Raw genomic sequence first — 21,021 nt, 5'->3', positions numbered from 1 at the left:
GCAACACGTACAACTCTGAGAAGGCAGGATACTATGGAGACAGAAGTTATCCTGCCTTTCTTTTTAACCGCCTTGCCAACGCATGTATTCGTCTTATTCCCTCCAGTACTTCCGATTCAAAACGGTAAATCTCAATACGGTTTTCATCGCTCACTGACAACCTTTCGATCAGATATAAACGAACATCCTGAAGTTCCTTTTTAAACTGGTCTTTGGCAAGCGAATCATCTGTAGAAATATCATCTTCACTATAAAATAGTACTGCCGTATAAAAGGCGTCAAGCGCTATTTTATGAACTACTCCAATTCGCTGAACAGTGTCGCTGCTTACCTCAAATCGTTTTTCAATCCGGTGTTCAGCAGCCTCAACCAGGGATGTTGTAACCAAATCGGCTGCCGATTCCAATACATTTACAGCTTCGATCTGCCGCTCAAGTATATGGCTTTGTTTTTTACTAATCGACTGGCTTTGTATGTTTTGCAGAAAAGTTAAAATCTCGGCATGTCCCCTATCAATAAATGCATCTTTATATCGCAACTCAACCAGTTCCTGCTCTTTTCCGGTTAAGGCCATCGGAATACCTGCTTTTAATATTTCAAGTACTTTCTCTCCAAGTTTGGCGATGGAACTTTGCGATAAATCCAATGCAAGACTAACATCCTCTAGATAAAACTCGTGCAGCTCAGGAAATAGTCTTACCTCTTTCTTCTTCTTCTCGGGAACCAGCCAAACCACCAACTTTGATATTGGTGTTACCAGCCAGATAAACAAGAAGGTATTGGCCAAATTAAAAATGGTATGAGCATTTGCCACTTGCCGCGATTCACTGCCCGGGGAAATAGCGTCAACCAAATGAGCTAATTGCGGAATAAAAGCATACCAAAGTACAACTCCTAGAACCTTAAAAAGAACGTGCGAGACTGCCACCCGCACTGCAGCCTTTGGTTTACCCAATGCCGATAGAATTGCTGTGACACATGTACCGATATTAGCTCCCATAATAATGGCAATGGCCGGTTCTATAGCTATTAATCCCTGCGAAGCCATAATAATTACAATTCCGGTAGTTGCTGATGAACTTTGTACCAGTGCCGTAAATAACGCCCCGATTAGTATACCGTAAACGTAATTATCAAGGCCTTCCATTAAGTCTAAAAATGGTTCGTAGCTTTTTAACGGTTCTGTTGCGTCGCTCATCACGCTCATTCCAAGAAAAACCAAACCAAGGCCAAGAATAATAGTACCTATATTTTTGACAATTTTATTTTTAAATAAAAACCCGGCCAAAAATCCCACAGCAATCATTATCCAGGAGGCTTTTGTTATTTTAAAAGCAATGATCTGCGCCGTAATAGTGGTACCCACATTGGCTCCCAGAATAATACCAAGTGTGCTTTGGAAAGAGATTAAACCTGCAGAAACAAATCCCACGGCCAAAACGGTGGTTACCGACGATGATTGTATAACTGCAGTAATTCCGGTTCCTGCCACCAGCGAAGTCCATCGGTTGCGTGTCATTCCTTGTAAAAATGACTTCATTTTACTACCGGCAGCAGCTTTTAAACCGTCGGTCATTACATTCATTCCATGAAGGAATAATGCCAGCCCGCCCAGTAAAAGTATGATCTGTGTCGTGAAATTCATGCTAAAAGTTTCCACTAATTTAAAAAACTTAGCGAACTCTTCGAACAGTCATTTTGCTACAATCATATTAATGCTAATTTAGCCGATACTAAATTTTACAAAAATGAACTTACACCAACTTCTTTGCCTGTTAGTACTGGCTCTGTTTCTAAACTCGTGTTCCAACAATTCAACAGAAACCAAACAACCCAATGTTGTAATTATTTTTCTCGACGATTCGGGTTATTCAGATTTCTCTCCGTTCGGGCAAACGCGAATTGAAACACCCAACGTAACAAAGCTGGCAGAAGAAGGAATAATGTTCAGGAATTTTTATGTACCTCAGGCCGTTTGTTCGGCTTCGCGCTCAGCACTTATTTCTGGCTGCTACCCTGGGCGAACAAAGGTTTTTGGTGCACATGGCCCTAATGGTCGCGGGTTGGAAACTACTTTCCCAACGATTGGCGAAGTATTTAAAAATGCAGGATATAAAACCGCACTTTTTGGGAAATGGCATTGTGGCGATCAGCCGGAAACGCGTCCGCAAAGCCGGGGCTTTGATGAAACCTGTGGACTGATGTATTCAAACGATATGTGGAGTCATCATCCTGAAAGCCCTGAATACTGGGGACAGTGGCCACTTCAATTTTGGGAAAACGGCGAAGTAACCATAGAAGATGTGGATTCGGCCGACCAGAAAATGCTGACCAAATGGTACACCGAACATGCCGTTGATTTTATTTCGAAACATAAAGACGAACCGTTTTTACTATATGTACCGCACGCGATGTCGCATGTTCCGTTGTTTTGCAGCCCCGAGTTTGAAGGCATAACAGGAGAAGGATTATATGCGGATGTTTTAACGGAACTGGACTGGTCGGTTGGGCAAATAAACCAGGCGTTAAAAGACAATGGCATTGAGGATAATACGATTGTTATTTTCTCATCGGATAACGGCCCGTGGATCGCCTATGGCAACCATGCCGGCACAACTCCGTTTCGGGAGGCAAAAGGCACTACATTTGATGGCGGAACCCGCTCGGCAACCATTATTAAATATCCGGCTGAATTAAAAGGCAATCATCAGTCGACTCAGGCTTTAATGACCATCGATTTGCTGCCAACACTTTGCGAGGTGGCAAATATTCCGCTTCCTGAAACAGAAATAGACGGCAAAAATGTTTGGGACATCATTTCCGGAAAACCTGATGCCACAAACCCCCACGATTATTACGCTTTTACTAACGACAAACAATTTCAGGCAGTAATGTCGGGCGACGGAAAATGGAAGTTACATCTTCCCCACTCTTACCGCACAATGACTGATATTAAAGGAAAAGATGGCATGCCCGGCAAATATGATTATTCGGCTAAAATTGAGCTTTCGCTGTTTGATATGGAGAACGATCCGTATGAAACGACAAACGTAATTCTTGAGCATCCTGAAATTGCTGACGACTTATTGGGTTATGCAGAAATACATAAAAAAAAGTTCTTTAGCGAAAACTAAAGAACTATACAAATTGCGGTTAAAAAAACACAGTGCCCCTGGTTAATGTTTAAAGCTTAAAAAACGATCGGGATTCGAAATATCAATTTGATTATTTAGAATTTCCGGGCTGATTTCGCCTTTAACGTAAACCATGGCATTGTCTTCGCCCCCAACCAAAATCACCATTTCTTTAATTACCGATTCATCCATCCGTCCGAAAATGGTTACATTATGGTCTTCCTCACGTACAACCAATAGTTGTTCATAATTCTTTTTCTCGCTTATTTTCTTGTAAAATTCTTCGTGCAGATCAACTCGTGCATTCAAATTATCATCTTCAACCGCAATTACTTTAACTCCATCAATACTTTTTAGTAAATCCCGTTCACTATCTTCCAAATCACCAATTCCGGCTGCAAGATGAATTACCCAGCCCGGCACCGTAACCGTGGTTACGCCATCTTTAAAACGGTATTTGGAATAGGCTTCTGATACGCCTGATTCGTAAACACACGAGGTCAGTAAAAAAAGACCCACCGATAAAATTAAAGCTATACGTTTCATCTGTTAATTGTTTTTTGTTTTCTGAATATTTGTTTCATATCTCTGTTCCTGAATAAGACGCAGAACTCAAAATATCGTTACATGAAAACTTAAAACTTTATCAATTAACGGGGAAACGTTACAATCGGAATGAATCAGGAGTCATAAAAGTTAAGCAGTCGATTAAATTCTTCAGGAATAGCAGATTCAAAAGAAACCGTTTCGTTAGTTTCAGGATGTTTAAATTCCAGTTTCCCGGCGTGCAGAAAAAGCCGGCGTATATCGGTATCTGCCAAAATAATTTTATTTAATGTAAAATCTCCGTGATGAGTGTCGCCAATAATATCAAACCGGTTTTTGGCAAAATGTTGGCGCAATTGGTGCCAGCGTCCTGTTTCCGGGTTAATCTCCACCAAACTCAGTTCAATGTCAGTTTTGTCTTTCGAAGTCAGTTTTGATTGAACGGTACGCAATGTTTTATAGTGTGTTACAGCCGGTTTTTTAAACTTCGATTTCTTTTTCACCAACACTTTCGAGTCGAACGTCCCTTCTCCCGGATTACCCTGCACAATGGCAAAGTAAGTCTTCTGCACTTCCTTCTGCTCAAACTGTTTGGTTAGAACACTGGCCACTTCAGATGAAAATGCCAAAACCATCACTCCCGATGTTTTCGAATCCAAGCGATGTACGTTGTAAATCCACTTCCCCGTTTCATCGCCAATTAATTTGGTTAAATACGGTGCATCGTTGGGCATAAAATCATTTTTATGAACCGGAAGCTCAATGGGTTTCTCAACCACAATTATCGATTCGTCTTGATATAGTACTGGAATATTCATGTTATATATAAATGCCCAAAGGTAGTATAATTCATATTTGTTCTTTACATTTCTTAACGAGTTGCGCTAAACCACCAGGCTATCGGGTTGTTATATGTGGTATGAAAACAATGGTATTAATATTTATTCTCTGTTTAAGTTTTGGTGCTTATGCCCAAAATGCAAAACAAGACAAAGACGATAAAAAAATGGAATACAACAAATTAACCGAATTCGAGCGATACGTAATTATAGAAAAAGGTACGGAACGCCCGTTTACCGGAAAGTATACGGATTATAAAGAAAATGGCACTTATGTGTGTAAACAATGTGGAGCCGCCCTGTATAAATCGACCGATAAATTTGATTCACACTGTGGCTGGCCAAGTTTTGATGATGAGATTGAAGGCGCCGTAAACCGGACGGTAGATGCCGACGGCAGACGAACAGAAATTACCTGCGCCAACTGTGGTGGGCACCTGGGCCATGTATTTTTTGGTGAAGGTTTTACGGATAAAAATACAAGGCATTGTGTAAATTCTGTTTCGCTCGATTTTATTCCGGCAGATAAAGACACAAAAAAAGGAAAACAATAATTGTTTTCCTTTTTTTGTATTGATAGTATCAATTGACTACTCTGTCATTTCTTTTACTTTCAGTCCTTCAATAAAAAACACGCGCTCTGCTGCTGCCTGATTTTCAGCAAGAACTTCATGCGCTGCGGCTGTTTCGGCGTCTTCAACTTCGCCTTCTTCTTCACCATGTTCCTTACCGGGATTGTGAGCATCTGCTTCGGTTAAAACTTCTTTCAGAATACCTGTAATCTCCAGTTCGCTTCCCATTTGCTCCTGTGTAAAAGCTCCGAGTTTTTCGCCAGCTTCTACCCTAATTGAGATATCTTCCGTACTTCCCATTAAAAAGCAGCGCTCGCCACCTTGCTGGCAAACGTGAAATACCGTTCCTTTTACAACCACTTCGTTATCGGCTAGTTCAGGTGCTTTTTCGAGAAGTTCGTCAACACTTAAAACAACTGCTGACTTCTCAGCTTCAATTTTAGCCTCCTGTTTTTTTGTTTGCTGGCCACAGGCAAATAGAATTACCGCGAACAAACTAACTAATGCAATTTTTTTCATTTTTTTTGATGTTTTGGATTTTTTATGTGCTTAAAGATATAAAATTACAAAGATTAAAGGAACAATAAAACCGGCAACAGTTAACCACCAGCCCCAACGTCGCAAACCTCTTTTTCCTTTTAAGATAAACAGGCCTGAAACAGCCACAAACAAGAGAATAACCGCCATTGTATCGCTTACCCATTTCCAGGCCGTTCCCAGAGTTGCCCGGTGAAGTTTATTCATGCTGAACACCAACGGACGACGCTGCAGGTAACGCATTCTTCCTTCACCCGAGCCAGGAATGATAATCACTTCTCCGTTGGCAATAAATACCTTTATATCGCCATCGCTATCAATGTAATGCTTTTTATACACCACACCGGGCTGAACAGATTTCACAATTTCTTCAATTTCATCATCGGTATAGGATTGTTGAGGCTGCAAATCGTGCGAGAAATCCGTGATTATTATTTTATAATCTGGATTAAAATCGTGCCGATGATTCAGATAGATTCCCGATACGACGTATACGATTGTTATTACAACAATGAAGTATCCAAAGTCGCGATGTAAAATGCGTAGAAGTTTCCGAAATTTCATGGATAAATTGTTTTGGGAGTAAATATATGATAAATGAGTTGATTAGCAGTTTAACAAAAAATGTTAAATATCAACATTATTGGAAAATATTGATAATCAATATAAACCGCATCATGTTTACGATTCGAGAGATTAATTCAGGTAATTTTGTCTTTATAAGAGAAATCAAGTATTGACATGAAAAGCATATAGTTGTATATTGCATTCATCCTAGTGTACTAGGGCTCTGGTTTTATCACAACTTAATTGGGTACCTCCGGCTATTGAGCCGGAGGTTTTTCATGTCTTTTTTAAAAAACTTTCTACCTGAAAGCTTTTATTTATCCATATAATAGTCGTTTAACGATACCAAGTCTTCGGAGTTACAGACCGGGCATTTTTCATTATTTTCAGAGTAATCGCTAAAACTTGCTTTACAACTGTTACATCTGAACCAGTTTTTATCAAAATAAACATCACCACCTCTGAAAATAAGGTCTCTACCCTCAACGAATGCAGTCGCCACTTTATTTCGGGCTTCTTCGTAAATACGGGTTAATGTCGGGCGCGAAACATCCATAAAAACGGCTGCTTCCTCCTGTGTAAGGTTTTGGTAATCCAGTAAACGGATTGCCTCGTATTCTTCGAGGTGTAAAATAACTTCATTGGTTTTACGTCCGCGAACACCATAAACCGACATACCTTTAATTACCGGAGGTACCTGGATCCTTCTGTTTCTTTTTCTTCTTGGCATATTAAATCGTGTTAAGTTTATTTAGTAAAAAGTGGTCAACTAAAACTAATGCAGCCATTGCCTCAACGATGGGAACAGCACGTGGAAGCACACAGGGATCGTGCCTTCCTTTCGGATTAATTTTTATGCTTTTTTCATCCTTGTCGAGTGTTTGTTGTTCTTTTAACAAGGTGGCGATTGGCTTAAATGCAACATTGAAATAAATGTCTTCGCCATTGGAGATACCTCCCTGTATACCACCTGAGTTATTCGTTTTTGTACGAACACCTTCGTCGGTTTTTATAAAAATGTCGTTATGTTCCGAGCCACTAAGTCTTGTTCCTTCAAATCCTGAACCATACTCAAATCCCTTTACAGCGTTAATTCCAAGCATTGCAAAACCCATGTCGGCATGAAGTTTATTAAAAACGGGTTCTCCCCATCCTGCAGGTACTCCTGTCGCAACTCCGGTAATTACACCACCAACAGTATCGTGCTCGTGTCCGGCTTTTTCAATTCGTGCGATCATTTGATCTGCTACTTCCTGATCGGGGCACCGTACAATGTTATTCTCGGTAGCCGAAAGATCAAGTTCTTTGTAGCTTTTCTGCAGTTTAATTTCTCCTACCTGCGACACATAAGCCTGAATGGAAACACCGGCTTTAGCCAGGATTTGTTTGGCAATTGCACCGGCTACAACACGTGCAATGGTTTCGCGTGCCGATGATCTGCCACCTCCGCGATGATCGCGCGTACCGTACTTTTTAGTGTAAGTAAAATCGGCATGCGACGGACGGAATACATCTTTAAGATCGTTGTAATCGTTCGAGTGTTGGTCTTTGTTCCAAATAGCAAATGCAATTGGCGTGCCCTGAGTTTTTCCTTCAAATACACCTGAAAGAAATTCCACCTGATCCGGCTCTTTACGTTGTGTTGTAATTTTCGACTGTCCTGGCTTTCTTCGGGCCAGGTCTTTCTGAATTAAATCTATATCGAGCTCAACCCCAGCCGGACAACCATCGATTATACCACCAATTCCTCGTCCATGAGATTCGCCAAATGAGGTTAAGCGAAATATCTTTCCAAAAGTGTTCATCTGTAAAATATTGTTTGTTACTTTTTGTAACAATTAGATCTTGTGTTATTCGCAACTACTAATAAAGTGGTTGATTTTCACACCATCAGCTCTATAAAGTGAGAAACCCCGTTTCCAATATCAAATGAAAACAGGGTTAAAATAATTAAATTGAACTTATTATCAAAATTTATTAGCAGCCGCAGCCACAGCCACCACTGCTTTCAGTTCCACATGAACCGTCGCCACAGCTTTCGGTAGAACATCCACCACCGCTACCACAGCCACAGCCACCACCTCCTGAAAGGATCTGTGCAACTTCTTCGTCTGATGCTTCGCGAACATCAACAACCTTGCCTGCAAAAAACAAATCTTCGCCCGCCAATGGGTGGTTAAAGTCCATTTTTACAGTTTCGTCGTTAACGTCTAAAACCAATCCGTTTAAACGCTGGCCGTTACTGCTCATCATTGGTACAGTATTACCAACTTTAATCAGTTCTGCGTCGAATTCACCATTCACCAAAAACACGTTTTTTGGCAGCTCAACAATTGCTTCGTTGTTTACTGCACCATATGCTTCCGTGCTTTCAATTTTAATTGTGAAAGGATCGTCTTGTTTTAAACCGATCAATTCAGATTCGAACTTTGGTAGCATCATACCTGCTCCGTAAAGGAACTCCAAAGGTTGTTCAGTTGTTGCCTGCTCAACCAGTTCTCCCTGCTCGTTGTCGATACGAAGGTCGTACGTCAACTTCACCATTTTATATTTTCCAATCTCTAACATATTCTTTAATTCTCTTGATGATCTGCAAAATAAGTTATTTTCAATTCTCTAACAAAATACTTGCAGCTCCTCTATTCAGTTTTAACATTAATTTTTACTATTCTTAAAAACCACCTCCGGTTTAATTATTGCTCTGTATATCAATAGTGCTCCAACAAGTACAAAAGGAACACTTAACCACTGCCCCATGTTCAATGCCATACCTGCTTCAAATGCTTCCTGATCTTCTTTTATAAACTCGATAAAGAAACGAGCTAAGAAAATGAGAACGAAAAATGCGCCCAGCAATAAGCCCGGACGGTTTTTGGCACTAGTTTTCCAATATAAATACATTAGCACACCAAACGAAATGAGGTAAGCCAAGGCTTCATATACCTGGGTAGGATGTTTGGCAACGGTTTCGCCGTTTCTTTCGAAAATTACGCCCCATGGCAATGAAGTTTGAATTCCATAGATCTCTGAGTTCATAAGGTTTCCGGTGCGAATAAAAGCTGCTACCAATGCTGTTGGAACCACAATGCGGTCCAATGTCCAGAGCATGGTACGTTTGGTTACCCATCTTGAATGCAGGTACATAGCAATTAAAATACCAAGCGCACCACCGTGGCTGGCCAGCCCACCGTGCCAAACCTTAATAATTTCGCCCGGATTTTGTGAGTAATAATCCCATCCGTAAAAGAAAACGTGGCCGAGACGTGCACCAACAACAGTTGCTATAATAATGTAAAAGAACAGACTGTCGATCCATTTCTGGTTTACATTTTCCGACTTTAGCATCTTTTCGCCAATGTAATAGCCAATTAAAAAACCTGAGGCAAACAATAAACCATACCAACGTATTGACAGTGGCCCCAGGCTAAAAATTTCAGGATCGACATTCCAGTGAATGAAGTTCTGTAAACTGATCATACTCATCATATAGTTTGATTATAAGTCACCACCTCTTCCGTGGCATTGTTTGTATTTTTTGCCGCTTCCGCAAGGACAAGGATCGTTACGTCCAACACGTTTCTCAACTTTAACAGGTTGAGGTTTCGCCTTTTCCGCCGTATTTGTATTGGCTCCTTCCATAGCATTTTCGGCCGTTGGAAGTTCCGATTTTTGTGTTTTGTAGCGACTCATATCCGTTCTGCGTCGTACTTCTGCTTCACGTACCTGTTCCGCGCTCTGAATAGGAATCTGGCCTTTCATTAAGGTTGAAACAACATCCTTATTTACTTTGGCAACCATAATCTTAAACAGGTTAAACGACTCGAACTTGTAAATTAACAATGGGTCTTTTTGCTCGTATGTGGCATTTTGCACCGATTGTTTTAAGTCGTCCATCTCACGAAGTTGTTCTTTCCACGCTTCATCAATCGTGTTCAAAACTATTTGTTTCTGGTACGATTTTACCAATTCCTTACCTTTATTATTGTAGGCCTTTTCAAGGTTACAAATAATCTGGAATACACGTTTTCCATCGGTAATCGGAACAACAATATTTTTGTAAACCTCTTTTTTGGTTTCGTATACATTTTTAATTACGGGGTAAGCCTGTTGTGCAATCGTTTCAACTTTACGGTTGTAATTGCTGATCATTTTTTCGTAAATGCGCTGGGTTACCTCCGCTACATTCAAAGTTTTGAATTCTTCCTGATTAACAGGCGTCTCTAATGAAAGTAAACGCATCAGTTCCAGGTTGAAATCTTCAAACATATCGGAACCGTGGTACTCATTTACCAACTCTTCAACCGAGTCGTACATCATGTTCAGCACATCAACTTCCAAACGTTCGCCGTATAATGCGTGACGACGTTTTTTGTAGATCACTTCACGTTGCGAATTCATCACATCATCGTATTCCAGCAAACGCTTACGAATACCGAAGTTGTTCTCCTCAACCTTTTTCTGCGCCCGTTCAATCGATTTAGAGATCATGGAGTGTTGAATAACCTCTCCGTCTTCCAAACCAAGCCTGTCCATTACCCCGGAAATACGATCGGAGCCGAACAAACGCATCAAATCATCTTCCAGGGACACATAGAACTGCGAAGAACCCGGATCTCCCTGGCGCCCTGCACGTCCTCGCAACTGTCTGTCAACGCGTCGGGAATCGTGACGTTCGGTACCAATAATTGCCAAACCTCCGGCTTTTTTCACCTCTTCTGACAACTTAATATCGGTACCACGACCCGCCATGTTGGTTGCAATTGTTACCGCTCCCGGCTGACCAGCTTCGGCAACAATATCAGCTTCACGTGCATGTAGCTTCGCGTTCAAAACGTTGTGCTTAATACCTTTTATTTTCAGCATTCGGCTGAGCAACTCCGATATTTCAACCGATGTTGTACCCACCAATACCGGACGACCTTTTTTGTTCAGTTCAACAATTTCGTCGCCAACTGCATTGTATTTTTCACGCTTGGTTTTGAAAACCAAATCTTCCCTATCATCGCGAACAATCGGACGGTTGGTAGGAATTACCACAACTTCCAGTTCGTAGATGTCCCAGAATTCGCCTGCTTCCGTTTCTGCAGTACCGGTCATACCGGCCAGTTTGTGGTACATCCTGAAATAGTTCTGAAGCGTAATAGTCGCAAAAGTTTGCGTTGCGGCTTCCACTTTTACCTGCTCTTTCGCTTCAATTGCCTGGTGTAAACCATCGGAATAACGACGACCTTCCATAATACGACCGGTCTGCTCGTCAACAATTTTCACCTTATTGTCCATCACCACATATTCCACATCTTTTTCAAACATGGCATATGCTTTTAACAACTGGTTGATGGTATGAACACGCTCTGATTTTATAGCGTAATCCTGCATTAACTTATCTTTTTCAACCTGAATTTCTTCCGGCGCTTTCTCGCTGTTTTCCAGTTCGGCCATTTTTCCGCCCATATCAGGCAGAACGAAGAATTCAGCGTCTTCAAAACCAGCCGAGATCAAATCGATACCTTTATCGGTAAGCTCTACTGAATTTTGCTTCTCTTCGATAATAAAAAACAATGGATCGGTAACGATATGCATGTTTTTGCTGTTCTCCTGCATATACAGGTTTTCTGTTTTTTGCATAACAGCTTTCATGCCTTCCTCGCTCAAAAACTTAATGATGGATTTGTTTTTAGGCATCCCTTTATGGGCACGCAACAAAAGCAAACCACCCTCTTTTTTCTCGTCGGAAGTTGCATCGGGTTTTGTAAGCAGACGTTTGGCATCGATAAAAATTTTATTGACCAATTCGCGCTGCGCCCGGTATAATTTTTCTACATAAACTTTCAGTTCTTCAAACTGCTGATTATCGCCTTTTGGCACCGGCCCTGAAATAATTAGTGGTGTACGAGCATCATCAACCAACACCGAGTCAACCTCGTCGACAATGGCATAGTGATGTTTGCGCTGCACCAAATCTTCAGGATTGATAGCCATGTTATCGCGCAGATAATCGAAACCAAATTCGTTGTTGGTTCCGAATGTAATATCCGAGTTATATGCTTTTCTTCGGGCTTCAGAGTTTGGCTGGTGTTTATCGATACAATCAACCGATAATCCGTGGAACTCGTACATCGGCCCCATCCACTCGGCATCACGTTTCGACAGGTAATCGTTAACCGTTACAATGTGCACCCCTTTTCCGGTAAGTGCATTCAAAAACACCGGCAATGTTGCCACCAGTGTTTTTCCTTCACCGGTTGCCATCTCGGCAATGTTACCCCTGTGAAGTACCACACCACCAATCAGCTGCACATCGTAATGAACCATGTTCCAGGTTACCCTGTTTCCTCCGGCCAACCAACTGTTCTCCCAAATGGCTTTTTCTCCGGAAATTTTAATGCTGTCGCGGGTTGCCGAAAGATCGCGGTCGAAATCGCTGGCTGAAACTTCAATGGTTTCATTTTCGGAAAAACGTCGTGCCGTATCTTTAATTACAGCAAAAGCAGTGGGTAGAATTTCGTTGAGAACTTCTTCTATTTTCTCATCTATTTTTTCTTCCAGCTTGTCAATACGTTCGTATATCTTTTCGCTTTCCTGAATTTCAACTTCTTCAACTTCTACTTTTAAAGCAGCTATTTCGTCCTCTTCGGGTTTAATTCGGTCGGCAATAATTTGTTTTAATTTCGCCGATTCAGCCCTAAGATCATCATGCGATAATTTGGAGATTCTTTCGTATTCCTCTTTTATTTTATTGATGATAGGAGTTATTTCTTTAATATCCCGCTCCGATTTGTTTCCCAGCAATTTTCCCAGGATCTTATTTACAAATGCCATCTGTGCAACTTATATTTAAATTATATAAAACCTGTGCAAATGTAATTAATTGTACAGGCTAAAAAAACAATCGTTTTACTTATTACTAATAATTATGCCAAATAGTTTGGCTGTCTGTTATCAGACACATTAACAGTTTTCTGCACCATTATCTGCCAATACAACTGCCATATGCGCATAACTTTATTCAACTTTTAAAAAAGCGATCATCTGGTAATCGACCAATTTTAATACTTTTGACGCAAATATTTCGGATGGGAGATTTAAAAAATACCTGTTTTGTTTGTAAGCAACCGGTTAGTTCTGAGAATTCGGAATTGAATACTACCGTTAATTTGCCGGTTTGTGTGGAATGCAAATCAACTGATGCGGAGAAAAAGGCCGAAAAAGAGGCGTTCGACAGTTTGGCCGACGGTTTTGTTTGCGGCTGCATATAAAAAAAAACCGCGATCGCTCGCGGTTCCTTTAAAATTGCTTTCTATGAAATAAAATTTGATGTCTAATTCAAAAGGTGAGTGTAACCATCATTAATCAGGTCGGGCAAATAACTTGCAATTAAACCCAGCGCAGTTTCATCATCAACTTTATTAGGAGTGATAATACGTTGGCGCTCCATTTCTTCCTGGCTAATAACAGCTCTTGAAATTCTTTTTGGCACATCGCTCCAGGCTTTACGGGTTTCTTTAGCACCAAATCCTTCGCTGGTTGCAGCGTAGCTCACCTGAAAATGTTTTGAATGTACTACATACTCAACACCTTCAAGCGTTTTACGTTTTACAACTGTAACAGGCTCTTCTTCTGAGCTGTAACTTACTGTCCAAAGTGCTTTTACCGATTTTCCCATGTAAAGATTATCGACTTCTTCAATTTCGAACGATTTAAACTGAGTACGTACTCCAGTTGCTGATGCACTAACTGATACGAACAAGAATGCTAAAACCAATACGGATAATAAATTTACTTTTTTCATGACTCTAAATTTTTGTTTTCTGACTGTAATTGTTTTCGTAATTATTTGTATTGAAGAGACGCACGAATTACATTTTGGTGACACCCAAAAGCCTTGCTGTAAAACAGATTCCGTTTGCAGAAAAAGGTTGCTTTTTACGATTTGACATTTATTATCCATTTTAACTTTCAATTTAAAATATAAAGACGTCCTTGTGTTTTATTTTTAAATCTCTTTTTAAGATTAGTGATTACCCCTATTCTAACGGCAATTTTTTTCTGTCGGCCAACGACAGAATTTATCGACGAAAATTTTGTGCTTTTTTTAGTTTTATTTCCACTAAAACAACAAAAACTAAAAAAGCCATCCGTCAATTGACGGATGGCTTCGAATTAAAATTGCTTTTATTCTATTATTGCGATTAATTGAGTAAGTGCGTATATCCATCATTTAACAGGTCGGGCAGGTAGCTTGCAATCAATCCTAAAGCCATTTTATCATCCACCTTGTTTGGCGAAATAATCTCCTGTTTTTTCAATTCGGCCTGATTGATAACCGCATGGTTAATTTTGCTATCTACATTACACCATGATTTCCGAACCTGTTTTGCTCCAAAACCCGATGCAGAAGCTACGTAACGAACAGAAAAGAATTCTGCGCTTATCACGTACTCAGTTCCTTCAATTGTGTTTCTTTTAACAACGGTAACAGGTTTTTCTGATTTGTCATAGCTCAAGGTCCAAATTGCATCAACCTTTTTCCCCATATACAAATCATCAACAAGGGTAAATTCAAATTCATTAAATTCGGTACGTATTCCGGTGGCATTGGCAACAGAAGTGGCCATTGTAATAAATGTAACAATTGCGATTATAAAATTTACTTTTCTCATGACATTAAAATTTCAGGTTCAACTCTAAACTTTGTTATTGTTTAATTTTCGTGCAAATGACGTATATTTTTTAATGCTGCAACAAGAAAAACTAATGCTCTAAAACACATATCAAAAACGATTAAAACGTTGAAAATAAAAGACTTTAAGCGCAAATCAAATTTCCCTTACACTCTGATCTTCAAAATTTGAAAAACGAATAAATAATTGACAGAAAACCATATTTTTGCTTACACTTTTAAAAATTGAAAAAGTTTATCTTTACGAACTAAAAGCACATATTTTAACAAAAATCCCTTCGAAACACCCGCCAAACGGTAGAAATAATAAAATCCGTAAATTGGCAAACAGTTAATAACAAACAATTAATGGCCTATGAATTTGTCAGATATTATAAAAAACCGTTATTCAGTTAGAGATTATAAAGCTGCCAAAGTAGAAAAGGAATTACTATTAGAAATTCTGGAAGCCGGCAGGCTGGCTCCGTCGGCGGTTAATTTTCAGCCCTGGCATTTTATTGTTGTGCAAAACAAAGAAATCCTGACTCGACTATATAATTGTTACGACCGCAGCTGGTTTCGCTCAGCCCCGGTAATCGTTGTGGCTTGCGCCGATCATTCACAATCGTGGAAACGGGCTTCGGATGGCAAAGATTCAGCCGACATCGACCTGGCAATTGCCATCGACCACATTACATTAAAAGCTACAGAATTGGGCTTAGGAACCTGCTGGGTGTGTAATTTTGATGTAAAGGCTTGTTCCGGTGTATTGGAGCTTCCGGGCAACATTGAGCCTGTTGCCATGATTCCTGTGGGCTATCCGAACAACAAAAGGCCTGATAAAAAGCGCAAACCGATTGACGAGATCGTTCATTTCGATCGCTTTAATCCCTAGGTAAATTGTGATATTTAACCAGGTAGTTCTGCAAACGATTCACGCCTTCTTCGATATTCTCAATAGAGTTGGCATACGAAAAACGCAGGAAACCTTCTCCATTCTCGCCAAAATCGATTCCGGGAGTAACACCAACATGCGCTTTTTCCAAGATATCAAAAGCCAATTTGTAACTGTCGTTTGAAAGATGTTTGGCATTTACCATTACATAAAAAGCTCCTGTGGGCTTCACTTTTATATCGAAACCCAGGCCGGTTAATCGTTCAATTATATACCGGCGCCTTTTATCGTAGGTTAAGCGCATTTCTTCCACCTCGGCACCTGCATTTTTTAAAGCTTCAATGCCGGCACGCTGTGTGGTTGAACCGGCACAGATAAATAAGTTCTGCTGCATTTTCTGCATACACCGTACATATTCTTGTGGGGCAATTACATACCCCAAACGCAACCCCGTCATTGCATAACGTTTCGAAAATCCGTTTAACACAAAAGCTTTGTCTGTTACTTCCAAAATGGAATGGGCGCGATCTTCGTAAACCAAACCGTGGTAGATTTCATCGGAAATAATTGGAATATCAAATGTTACCAAATCTTTCATCAACTCAACCGACAAAAGGTTTCCGGTAGGATTCATGGGGCTGTTTATCATTATTGCACGGGTTCTGTTGGTAATGCGCTTTTTTATTTCCTCGTACCGATACTGAAAACCATCTTCCTCGTAAACCGGTACTTTAATTGCTTTTGCGCCAATAAACCGGATAAAATTCTCGTAACAGGCGTACCCCGGGTCGGAAATGATCACTTCATCGCCGGCATCGCACAAAACACCAAGTGTTAGCAAAATGGCAGGCGAACTTCCCGATGTTACAATAATCTGCCCGGGCGAAACGGTAACATTGTATTCCTCTTTGTACTTTTCGGCAATTTGTTTTCGCAGCTCAGGGTCGCCAAGACTGTGCGTATAATGCGTCCGGCCTTCATCAAAGGCCTTTTGTTCGGCTACCGACACACATTTCGGAACATTAAAATCGGGTTCTCCTACTTCCAGGTGGATTACATTAATTCCCCGCTGCTCCATTTCGGCAGCTTTTTCAAGCACCTCCATTACAATAAACGGGGTAATTTCCTTAGCCTTTTGTGCGATCATTAAAATCGGAATTTGGTTTTGGGGCTAATTTAATCAATAAGCAAAGTGCCAACAATGGCTTTACTCATAATTTTTATCGATGGTAACTTTACTTACCACTTTATCGCCCACCTGGAAGAGTGTTTTTACCTTTAATTTCTGTGACAAATATTCAGCAGCAAAAAAGAATGGAATAGGTAAAGTTACAGGACTAAAAATGCTTTCCACATATTTATTCGACAATTCGTAAGTTTCTGCTCCTGCAACATTTACTTTTTTTAGCAGCCTTTTGGTGCGGTTATGTTCGCGTCCCTCGTGGTTTACAGCAATTACCAGCGAGTCTTTCGCTGTTTCAATAAATCCGTGTTCGTATTGCGAAACCGACATGCTTAAAACCGGCATTCGCGTAACCTGACCGAGTACCAGTGCCGCAATATTAGCGGTAGCAACATTTGGTCCGTTACCAAGAATATACAAACAACAGCGTTTTTTCCGTTGAGTTTTTAAATATATTCTCGAGCCAATTTCGGTACCCAGTGTTTCAAATTCTGTCTGATGTTTTTTTAGGGCATTAACCGCTTCAACCGGATCAAAACCAAACCCCAGGTACAATACCAGCAATGTATTAATATATGTTTTTGTTGCAATATGATCTTCTACTCCGGAATACAACAGTACCTTTTTCGTGCAGTTTGGATGATTTACCAAGGGACTGTTCTCGTCGTTCACAATTGCAGTAAACGACTTAAAATAATCGGCACACCAAATTGTTTCGGAACTTTGTCCCGATTGCGAAATCAGAACACCTTTATCAGGCTCTTTATACTTTAAAAGGTAATTAAAATACTCTGCTGCTTTCTCCGGAAAAAAGTCTATTCCCATAAAACGAAAAGCCTTTGTTGCAATATGCGAAGCCCCCATACCAATATAAGGCACCTCCTCCGGCAATATCAACCCCTTGTTCTTCATGTAACACAGCTCTGCCCTGTACGGTATCTCAAAAACTTCATCTTTCATTGCTGTAGCCTTTTGGATTATAACTATAAGTTACAAAAACAAAACGTACAAATACAAGTAATTGCCGGAAAGAAATTTATAAATATCGTTTGGCTATAGCTATCGCCTGTTGCAAATATCCACCTCCAAATAGATAATAATGATTGAGCACATGATACAACTGATACAGTTGATTTCTTTCACGCCATCCTGAATCTAGCAGAAATTCTTCGTTGTAGGCATCAAAAAAACGCGAAGAGAAACCACCAAACATGGTAACGATTCCAAATTCCATTTCGCGGTGCGAATAGCTGGCTGCCGGATCGATCAACGCCGGACCATTTGCTGTTAACATGTAATTACCCGACCACAAATCGCCATGAATCAACGAAGCCTTTTCTTCATTCGGGATTAACAATTCCAGGCGATCGAGCAACTTTTCGAACAGGCGCAAATAAGAACTGTCAAGCCCTCTGCTTTCCCGAATCATGGTGATTAAAAACGATAATCTCCTGATGCGGTAAAACGACACCCAGCTGTCTCCCCAGTTATTATTCTGAGTGGTTGCCCCGCAATAGTTATCGGAATAGAATCCAAATTTATCCTGCCTGAATTTATGAATACGTGCCAACCCTCTTCCCAGGCGTTCCGACTGATCGGGACCTCCAGGCTCCAGGTATTCCACTACCAGAAAGGCGGGCGTTTCGTCGAGTTCTTTTGCATACAGCACTTTGGGAACACAAACTGTCCCGTCCGATGCTTTGCTTAGCTCATTTAAACTCTCTGCTTCCCGGGTAAAAATATCGCTTTCGCAATCCGAATTCCATTTCAGAAAAAAACGACCACAATTCGTATCAATTTTCGAAGCATGATTTATACATCCTCCGGATAAAGTACTAGCAGACAGAATTTTTACTGTTTCACCAAATACTTCCGACAATCTTTCTTCAACTTCTTGTAAAATATAATCCTGACTGTTTATATTCATTTTGTTTCCTTAATTTTCTTAATTCAAGAATATCCTTAAATTTAACAGGATTTTAATTTCAAAAAAACTATTTAGATTTGTTTCAAAAGAACCCGGTATGCGAATTCTTTTAATTTGCGTAATAGTACTTACTAATTGCTATTACCTAAATGCTCAATATAAAATTAAAGCCAGTAATGATTACCCTCCGTTTAACTACACTGATAAAAATGGTAATCTTGTAGGTTTTAATATAGATCTGGCAAAAGCCATAAACAAGCTTTATAACAACCAGATTGAAATTTCGGGAGCAGACTGGCAAACAATTAATGAAATGCTGGAAGAAGGCCAGATTGACGGTATTGCCGGAGCTCACTATCCCGGTTACCCCGACAACCAGCACCTTTATACACGTTCGGTCATCAATACCTCACACTGCTTTTTTTACAACAGCAATTATCAGAAAAATATAACACCCGAACTATTACGTACCGTAAAAGAACCTGTTGTTGCTTTGTGGAAAAATGATGTGCTTGTACGCTACGTATTAAGTATTAATCCGGCGGCAAAATTTGTTTATGCAACCGACTACGACCAATTGATTGAGTTATTGGAAGACGAGCATGTAACCTGCGCAATTGCTCAACGAATTGGAGGAATGTACCATGTAGCAGAGCTGCAAAAAGAATACATAAAAAGCACCAACCACCGCATATTGGAGCGAAATATGGGTTTTATGCTTTCTCCAAAATCTGTTGAACTGGCAGCAATTATAAATAATGCAACCGAGGTTTTACTTTCAAACGGCGAATACCAGCGCATTTACGACAAATGGCTTGCCGAGTACGACAAAGAATCGAATGGTTTACGCGACTATTGGCGCTACATTATTTTAATTAGTACGATTGTTGGCATTGTAATTTTACTGCTAGTTGTAATCAATCGAATACTTCAGGAAAGGGTTCGGAGTAAAACACAAGATCTTCAGCATCAACTCGACCTGAACTCCGAAATAATGAAAGAACTGTCGCGTCAGAAAAACAAGGCAGAGGAGAGCGACAAAATGAAGTCGGCTTTTTTAGCCAATATGAGCCACGAAATACGAACCCCGATGAATGGGATACTGGGGTTTGCTGAACTTTTAAAAACACAGGTCTATTCAAAAGAAGAAGAACTTCAATTTATAAACATTATTCAGCAAAGTGGCGACAGAATGCTGAATACCATTAACAACATCATTGATATTTCAAAAATCGAATCGGAAAACGAAGAGGTACAGATAAAAAAGATAGACATTGTAAAAATCATATCTGAACTAAATGACTTTTTCAAGGTGGAAGCAAATGAAAAAGGAATTGATTTGATTATTGAACCCGAGACTGCAGTAACATCGCAGAACTTTTACAGCGATAAATACAAGCTAACTTCCATTTTAACCAACCTCATTAAAAATGCCATTAAATTCACCAAAAAAGGATATGTAAAAATTCATTACTCGCTTAGCGATACAGAATTAAAGGTTACGGTATACGATACCGGAATTGGAATTCCTCCCGAAAAGCAAAAAGCCATCTTCGATTATTTTGTTCAGGCCAACCATTCGCACTCCAGCGGATACGAAGGATCGGGGCTGGGGCTTTCAATTACACGCGGCTATATAAAATTGTTGAATGGCGAGATCAGCGTTTCGTCAACACCCGGAAAAGGCACCTCGTTTACCTTTGTTTTACCAAATTTAAAAGCGGTTAGTACGCCTGCGGAATCGGTGGAAACAGAAACACCTGCTGAGCACATTGATTACAACAGGAATGGCGAACTAAATATTATTATAGCCGAGGATGATGAAATATCCTACAACTTTTTGTGTCATATCCTTTCCGATGTGCCTGGCAATATAAAACGTGTTAAAAACGGGGCCGATGTTATTGAACTTGTATGGAAAAATCCGGATACCGATGTTGTTCTAATGGATATAAAACTGCCTAAGATAAATGGTTTTGAAGCCACCAAGCGAATAAGAGCATTTAACAAAGATGTGTACATTATTGCGCAAACGGCTTATGCCCAGGATAACTACAAAAAAGAGGCAATTGCCGCAGGATGTAATAATTTTATTGTTAAGCCTATTAATAAAAATCAGCTAAAAAAGATTTTGTCGAATCTTAAACAACCGGCCTGATTTG

The 21,021-nt window shown here is 40.1% G+C and carries 20 protein-coding genes; 5 read left to right on the top strand and 15 right to left on the bottom strand.

Going from position 1 to position 21,021, the window contains the following annotated elements; translation table 11 throughout:
* Nucleotides 1-46 precede the first annotated feature (46 nt).
* A complete protein-coding gene (locus tag LH29_RS23095; RefSeq protein ID WP_052671199.1) occupies nucleotides 47-1,645 on the bottom strand; it encodes a Na/Pi cotransporter family protein in 1,599 nt (532 codons plus the stop codon).
* Between the two features lie 103 nt (nucleotides 1,646-1,748).
* On the opposite strand from LH29_RS23095, the gene LH29_RS23090 reads away from it, so the two are divergent.
* Nucleotides 1,749-3,134: a sulfatase family protein gene (locus LH29_RS23090; protein WP_045033759.1), complete on the top strand. Its 1,386-nt coding sequence runs from the start codon at nucleotides 1,749-1,751 to the stop codon at nucleotides 3,132-3,134.
* A 42-nt stretch (nucleotides 3,135-3,176) separates the two neighbouring features.
* Here LH29_RS23090 and LH29_RS23085 read toward each other — a convergent pair whose 3' ends face one another.
* On the bottom strand, nucleotides 3,177-3,680 hold the full coding sequence (locus LH29_RS23085) for a DUF4252 domain-containing protein (RefSeq protein WP_082063917.1): 504 nt from the start codon (nucleotides 3,678-3,680) through the stop codon (nucleotides 3,177-3,179).
* A gap of 134 nt (nucleotides 3,681-3,814) precedes the next feature.
* Nucleotides 3,815-4,498 (bottom strand): RluA family pseudouridine synthase, encoded by a 684-nt coding sequence (locus LH29_RS23080; protein ID WP_045033755.1) that lies wholly within the window; start codon nucleotides 4,496-4,498, stop codon nucleotides 3,815-3,817.
* Between the two features lie 110 nt (nucleotides 4,499-4,608).
* Between LH29_RS23080 and LH29_RS23075 the strand changes: the two genes are divergently transcribed.
* Nucleotides 4,609-5,073: a methionine-R-sulfoxide reductase gene (locus LH29_RS23075; protein ID WP_198152564.1), complete on the top strand. Its 465-nt coding sequence runs from the start codon at nucleotides 4,609-4,611 to the stop codon at nucleotides 5,071-5,073.
* Between the two features lie 36 nt (nucleotides 5,074-5,109).
* Here LH29_RS23075 and LH29_RS23070 read toward each other — a convergent pair whose 3' ends face one another.
* The 7 genes from LH29_RS23070 to secA all read right to left on the bottom strand — a co-directional run bounded on the left by LH29_RS23070 (nucleotide 5,110) and on the right by secA (nucleotide 13,014).
* Nucleotides 5,110-5,610 carry a hypothetical protein gene (locus LH29_RS23070; RefSeq protein WP_052671198.1) on the bottom strand — a complete coding sequence of 167 codons (501 nt, stop codon included), beginning with the start codon at nucleotides 5,608-5,610 and terminating at the stop codon, nucleotides 5,110-5,112.
* 30 nt (nucleotides 5,611-5,640) lie between these two features.
* Complete coding sequence (locus LH29_RS23065) at nucleotides 5,641-6,192, bottom strand: PepSY-associated TM helix domain-containing protein (RefSeq protein ID WP_045033754.1); 552 nt, start codon at nucleotides 6,190-6,192, stop codon at nucleotides 5,641-5,643.
* 316 nt (nucleotides 6,193-6,508) lie between these two features.
* Nucleotides 6,509-6,925 carry a DUF134 domain-containing protein gene (locus tag LH29_RS23060; RefSeq protein ID WP_045033753.1) on the bottom strand — a complete coding sequence of 139 codons (417 nt, stop codon included), beginning with the start codon at nucleotides 6,923-6,925 and terminating at the stop codon, nucleotides 6,509-6,511.
* A 1-nt stretch (nucleotide 6,926) separates the two neighbouring features.
* A complete protein-coding gene (gene aroC, locus LH29_RS23055) occupies nucleotides 6,927-8,000 on the bottom strand; it encodes a chorismate synthase (protein WP_045033752.1) in 1,074 nt (357 codons plus the stop codon).
* A gap of 172 nt (nucleotides 8,001-8,172) precedes the next feature.
* A complete protein-coding gene (locus tag LH29_RS23050) occupies nucleotides 8,173-8,763 on the bottom strand; it encodes an FKBP-type peptidyl-prolyl cis-trans isomerase (RefSeq protein WP_045033750.1) in 591 nt (196 codons plus the stop codon).
* 87 nt (nucleotides 8,764-8,850) lie between these two features.
* The gene (gene lgt / locus LH29_RS23045; protein WP_232302878.1) at nucleotides 8,851-9,681 is read right to left on the bottom strand and encodes a prolipoprotein diacylglyceryl transferase; all 831 of its coding nucleotides are present in this window, start codon (nucleotides 9,679-9,681) and stop codon (nucleotides 8,851-8,853) included.
* A gap of 9 nt (nucleotides 9,682-9,690) precedes the next feature.
* Nucleotides 9,691-13,014: a preprotein translocase subunit SecA gene (gene secA, locus LH29_RS23040; RefSeq protein WP_045033746.1), complete on the bottom strand. Its 3,324-nt coding sequence runs from the start codon at nucleotides 13,012-13,014 to the stop codon at nucleotides 9,691-9,693.
* 254 nt (nucleotides 13,015-13,268) lie between these two features.
* Between secA and LH29_RS23035 the strand changes: the two genes are divergently transcribed.
* Nucleotides 13,269-13,451: a hypothetical protein gene (locus tag LH29_RS23035; RefSeq protein ID WP_045033744.1), complete on the top strand. Its 183-nt coding sequence runs from the start codon at nucleotides 13,269-13,271 to the stop codon at nucleotides 13,449-13,451.
* Between the two features lie 62 nt (nucleotides 13,452-13,513).
* On the opposite strand, the gene LH29_RS23030 is transcribed toward LH29_RS23035, so the two are convergent.
* Together LH29_RS23030 and LH29_RS23020 are read right to left on the bottom strand one after the other, a co-directional pair.
* Nucleotides 13,514-13,984 (bottom strand): hypothetical protein, encoded by a 471-nt coding sequence (locus LH29_RS23030; protein WP_045033743.1) that lies wholly within the window; start codon nucleotides 13,982-13,984, stop codon nucleotides 13,514-13,516.
* 400 nt (nucleotides 13,985-14,384) lie between these two features.
* A complete protein-coding gene (locus LH29_RS23020) occupies nucleotides 14,385-14,855 on the bottom strand; it encodes a hypothetical protein (RefSeq protein ID WP_045033741.1) in 471 nt (156 codons plus the stop codon).
* 375 nt (nucleotides 14,856-15,230) lie between these two features.
* Between LH29_RS23020 and LH29_RS23015 the strand changes: the two genes are divergently transcribed.
* Nucleotides 15,231-15,749 (top strand): nitroreductase family protein, encoded by a 519-nt coding sequence (locus LH29_RS23015; protein ID WP_045033740.1) that lies wholly within the window; start codon nucleotides 15,231-15,233, stop codon nucleotides 15,747-15,749.
* Here the strand turns inward: LH29_RS23015 and LH29_RS23010 are convergent.
* The 3 genes from LH29_RS23010 to LH29_RS23000 all read right to left on the bottom strand — a co-directional run bounded on the left by LH29_RS23010 (nucleotide 15,739) and on the right by LH29_RS23000 (nucleotide 18,859).
* Nucleotides 15,739-16,896, bottom strand: a complete 1,158-nt coding sequence (locus tag LH29_RS23010; protein ID WP_045033739.1) for a pyridoxal phosphate-dependent aminotransferase — start codon at nucleotides 16,894-16,896, stop codon at nucleotides 15,739-15,741. The genes LH29_RS23015 and LH29_RS23010 overlap by 11 nt on opposite strands.
* 60 nt (nucleotides 16,897-16,956) lie before the next feature.
* Nucleotides 16,957-17,892, bottom strand: coding sequence for an SIS domain-containing protein (locus LH29_RS23005; RefSeq protein ID WP_045033737.1), 936 nt, complete (start codon nucleotides 17,890-17,892; stop codon nucleotides 16,957-16,959).
* A gap of 76 nt (nucleotides 17,893-17,968) precedes the next feature.
* A complete protein-coding gene (locus LH29_RS23000) occupies nucleotides 17,969-18,859 on the bottom strand; it encodes a fructosamine kinase family protein (protein WP_052671197.1) in 891 nt (296 codons plus the stop codon).
* A gap of 97 nt (nucleotides 18,860-18,956) precedes the next feature.
* On the opposite strand from LH29_RS23000, the gene LH29_RS24180 reads away from it, so the two are divergent.
* Nucleotides 18,957-21,017, top strand: a complete 2,061-nt coding sequence (locus LH29_RS24180; protein WP_052671196.1) for an ATP-binding protein — start codon at nucleotides 18,957-18,959, stop codon at nucleotides 21,015-21,017.
* Nucleotides 21,018-21,021 lie beyond the last annotated feature (4 nt).

Source organism: Draconibacterium sediminis, assembly GCF_000949475.1.
GTDB lineage: Bacteria > Bacteroidota > Bacteroidia > Bacteroidales > Prolixibacteraceae > Draconibacterium > Draconibacterium sediminis.
Note: the sequence above shows the minus strand (reverse complement) of the source record. Positions and strands in the feature narration are given on the sequence as shown.

Excerpts from the sequence above, each read along its gene's own strand:
- LH29_RS23095 (WP_052671199.1), bottom strand. The coding sequence starts at position 1,645 with ATGAATTTCACGACACAGATCATACTTTTACTGGGCGGGCTGGCATTA.
- LH29_RS23090 (WP_045033759.1), top strand. The coding sequence starts at position 1,749 with ATGAACTTACACCAACTTCTTTGCCTGTTAGTACTGGCTCTGTTTCTA.
- LH29_RS23085 (WP_082063917.1), bottom strand. The coding sequence starts at position 3,680 with ATGAAACGTATAGCTTTAATTTTATCGGTGGGTCTTTTTTTACTGACC.
- LH29_RS23080 (WP_045033755.1), bottom strand. The coding sequence starts at position 4,498 with ATGAATATTCCAGTACTATATCAAGACGAATCGATAATTGTGGTTGAG.
- LH29_RS23075 (WP_198152564.1), top strand. The coding sequence starts at position 4,609 with ATGGTATTAATATTTATTCTCTGTTTAAGTTTTGGTGCTTATGCCCAA.
- LH29_RS23070 (WP_052671198.1), bottom strand. The coding sequence starts at position 5,610 with ATGAAAAAAATTGCATTAGTTAGTTTGTTCGCGGTAATTCTATTTGCC.
- LH29_RS23065 (WP_045033754.1), bottom strand. The coding sequence starts at position 6,192 with ATGAAATTTCGGAAACTTCTACGCATTTTACATCGCGACTTTGGATAC.
- LH29_RS23060 (WP_045033753.1), bottom strand. The coding sequence starts at position 6,925 with ATGCCAAGAAGAAAAAGAAACAGAAGGATCCAGGTACCTCCGGTAATT.
- aroC (WP_045033752.1), bottom strand. The coding sequence starts at position 8,000 with ATGAACACTTTTGGAAAGATATTTCGCTTAACCTCATTTGGCGAATCT.
- LH29_RS23050 (WP_045033750.1), bottom strand. The coding sequence starts at position 8,763 with ATGTTAGAGATTGGAAAATATAAAATGGTGAAGTTGACGTACGACCTT.
- lgt (WP_232302878.1), bottom strand. The coding sequence starts at position 9,681 with ATGATGAGTATGATCAGTTTACAGAACTTCATTCACTGGAATGTCGAT.
- secA (WP_045033746.1), bottom strand. The coding sequence starts at position 13,014 with ATGGCATTTGTAAATAAGATCCTGGGAAAATTGCTGGGAAACAAATCG.
- LH29_RS23035 (WP_045033744.1), top strand. The coding sequence starts at position 13,269 with ATGGGAGATTTAAAAAATACCTGTTTTGTTTGTAAGCAACCGGTTAGT.
- LH29_RS23030 (WP_045033743.1), bottom strand. The coding sequence starts at position 13,984 with ATGAAAAAAGTAAATTTATTATCCGTATTGGTTTTAGCATTCTTGTTC.
- LH29_RS23020 (WP_045033741.1), bottom strand. The coding sequence starts at position 14,855 with ATGAGAAAAGTAAATTTTATAATCGCAATTGTTACATTTATTACAATG.
- LH29_RS23015 (WP_045033740.1), top strand. The coding sequence starts at position 15,231 with ATGAATTTGTCAGATATTATAAAAAACCGTTATTCAGTTAGAGATTAT.
- LH29_RS23010 (WP_045033739.1), bottom strand. The coding sequence starts at position 16,896 with ATGATCGCACAAAAGGCTAAGGAAATTACCCCGTTTATTGTAATGGAG.
- LH29_RS23005 (WP_045033737.1), bottom strand. The coding sequence starts at position 17,892 with ATGAAAGATGAAGTTTTTGAGATACCGTACAGGGCAGAGCTGTGTTAC.
- LH29_RS23000 (WP_052671197.1), bottom strand. The coding sequence starts at position 18,859 with ATGAATATAAACAGTCAGGATTATATTTTACAAGAAGTTGAAGAAAGA.
- LH29_RS24180 (WP_052671196.1), top strand. The coding sequence starts at position 18,957 with ATGCGAATTCTTTTAATTTGCGTAATAGTACTTACTAATTGCTATTAC.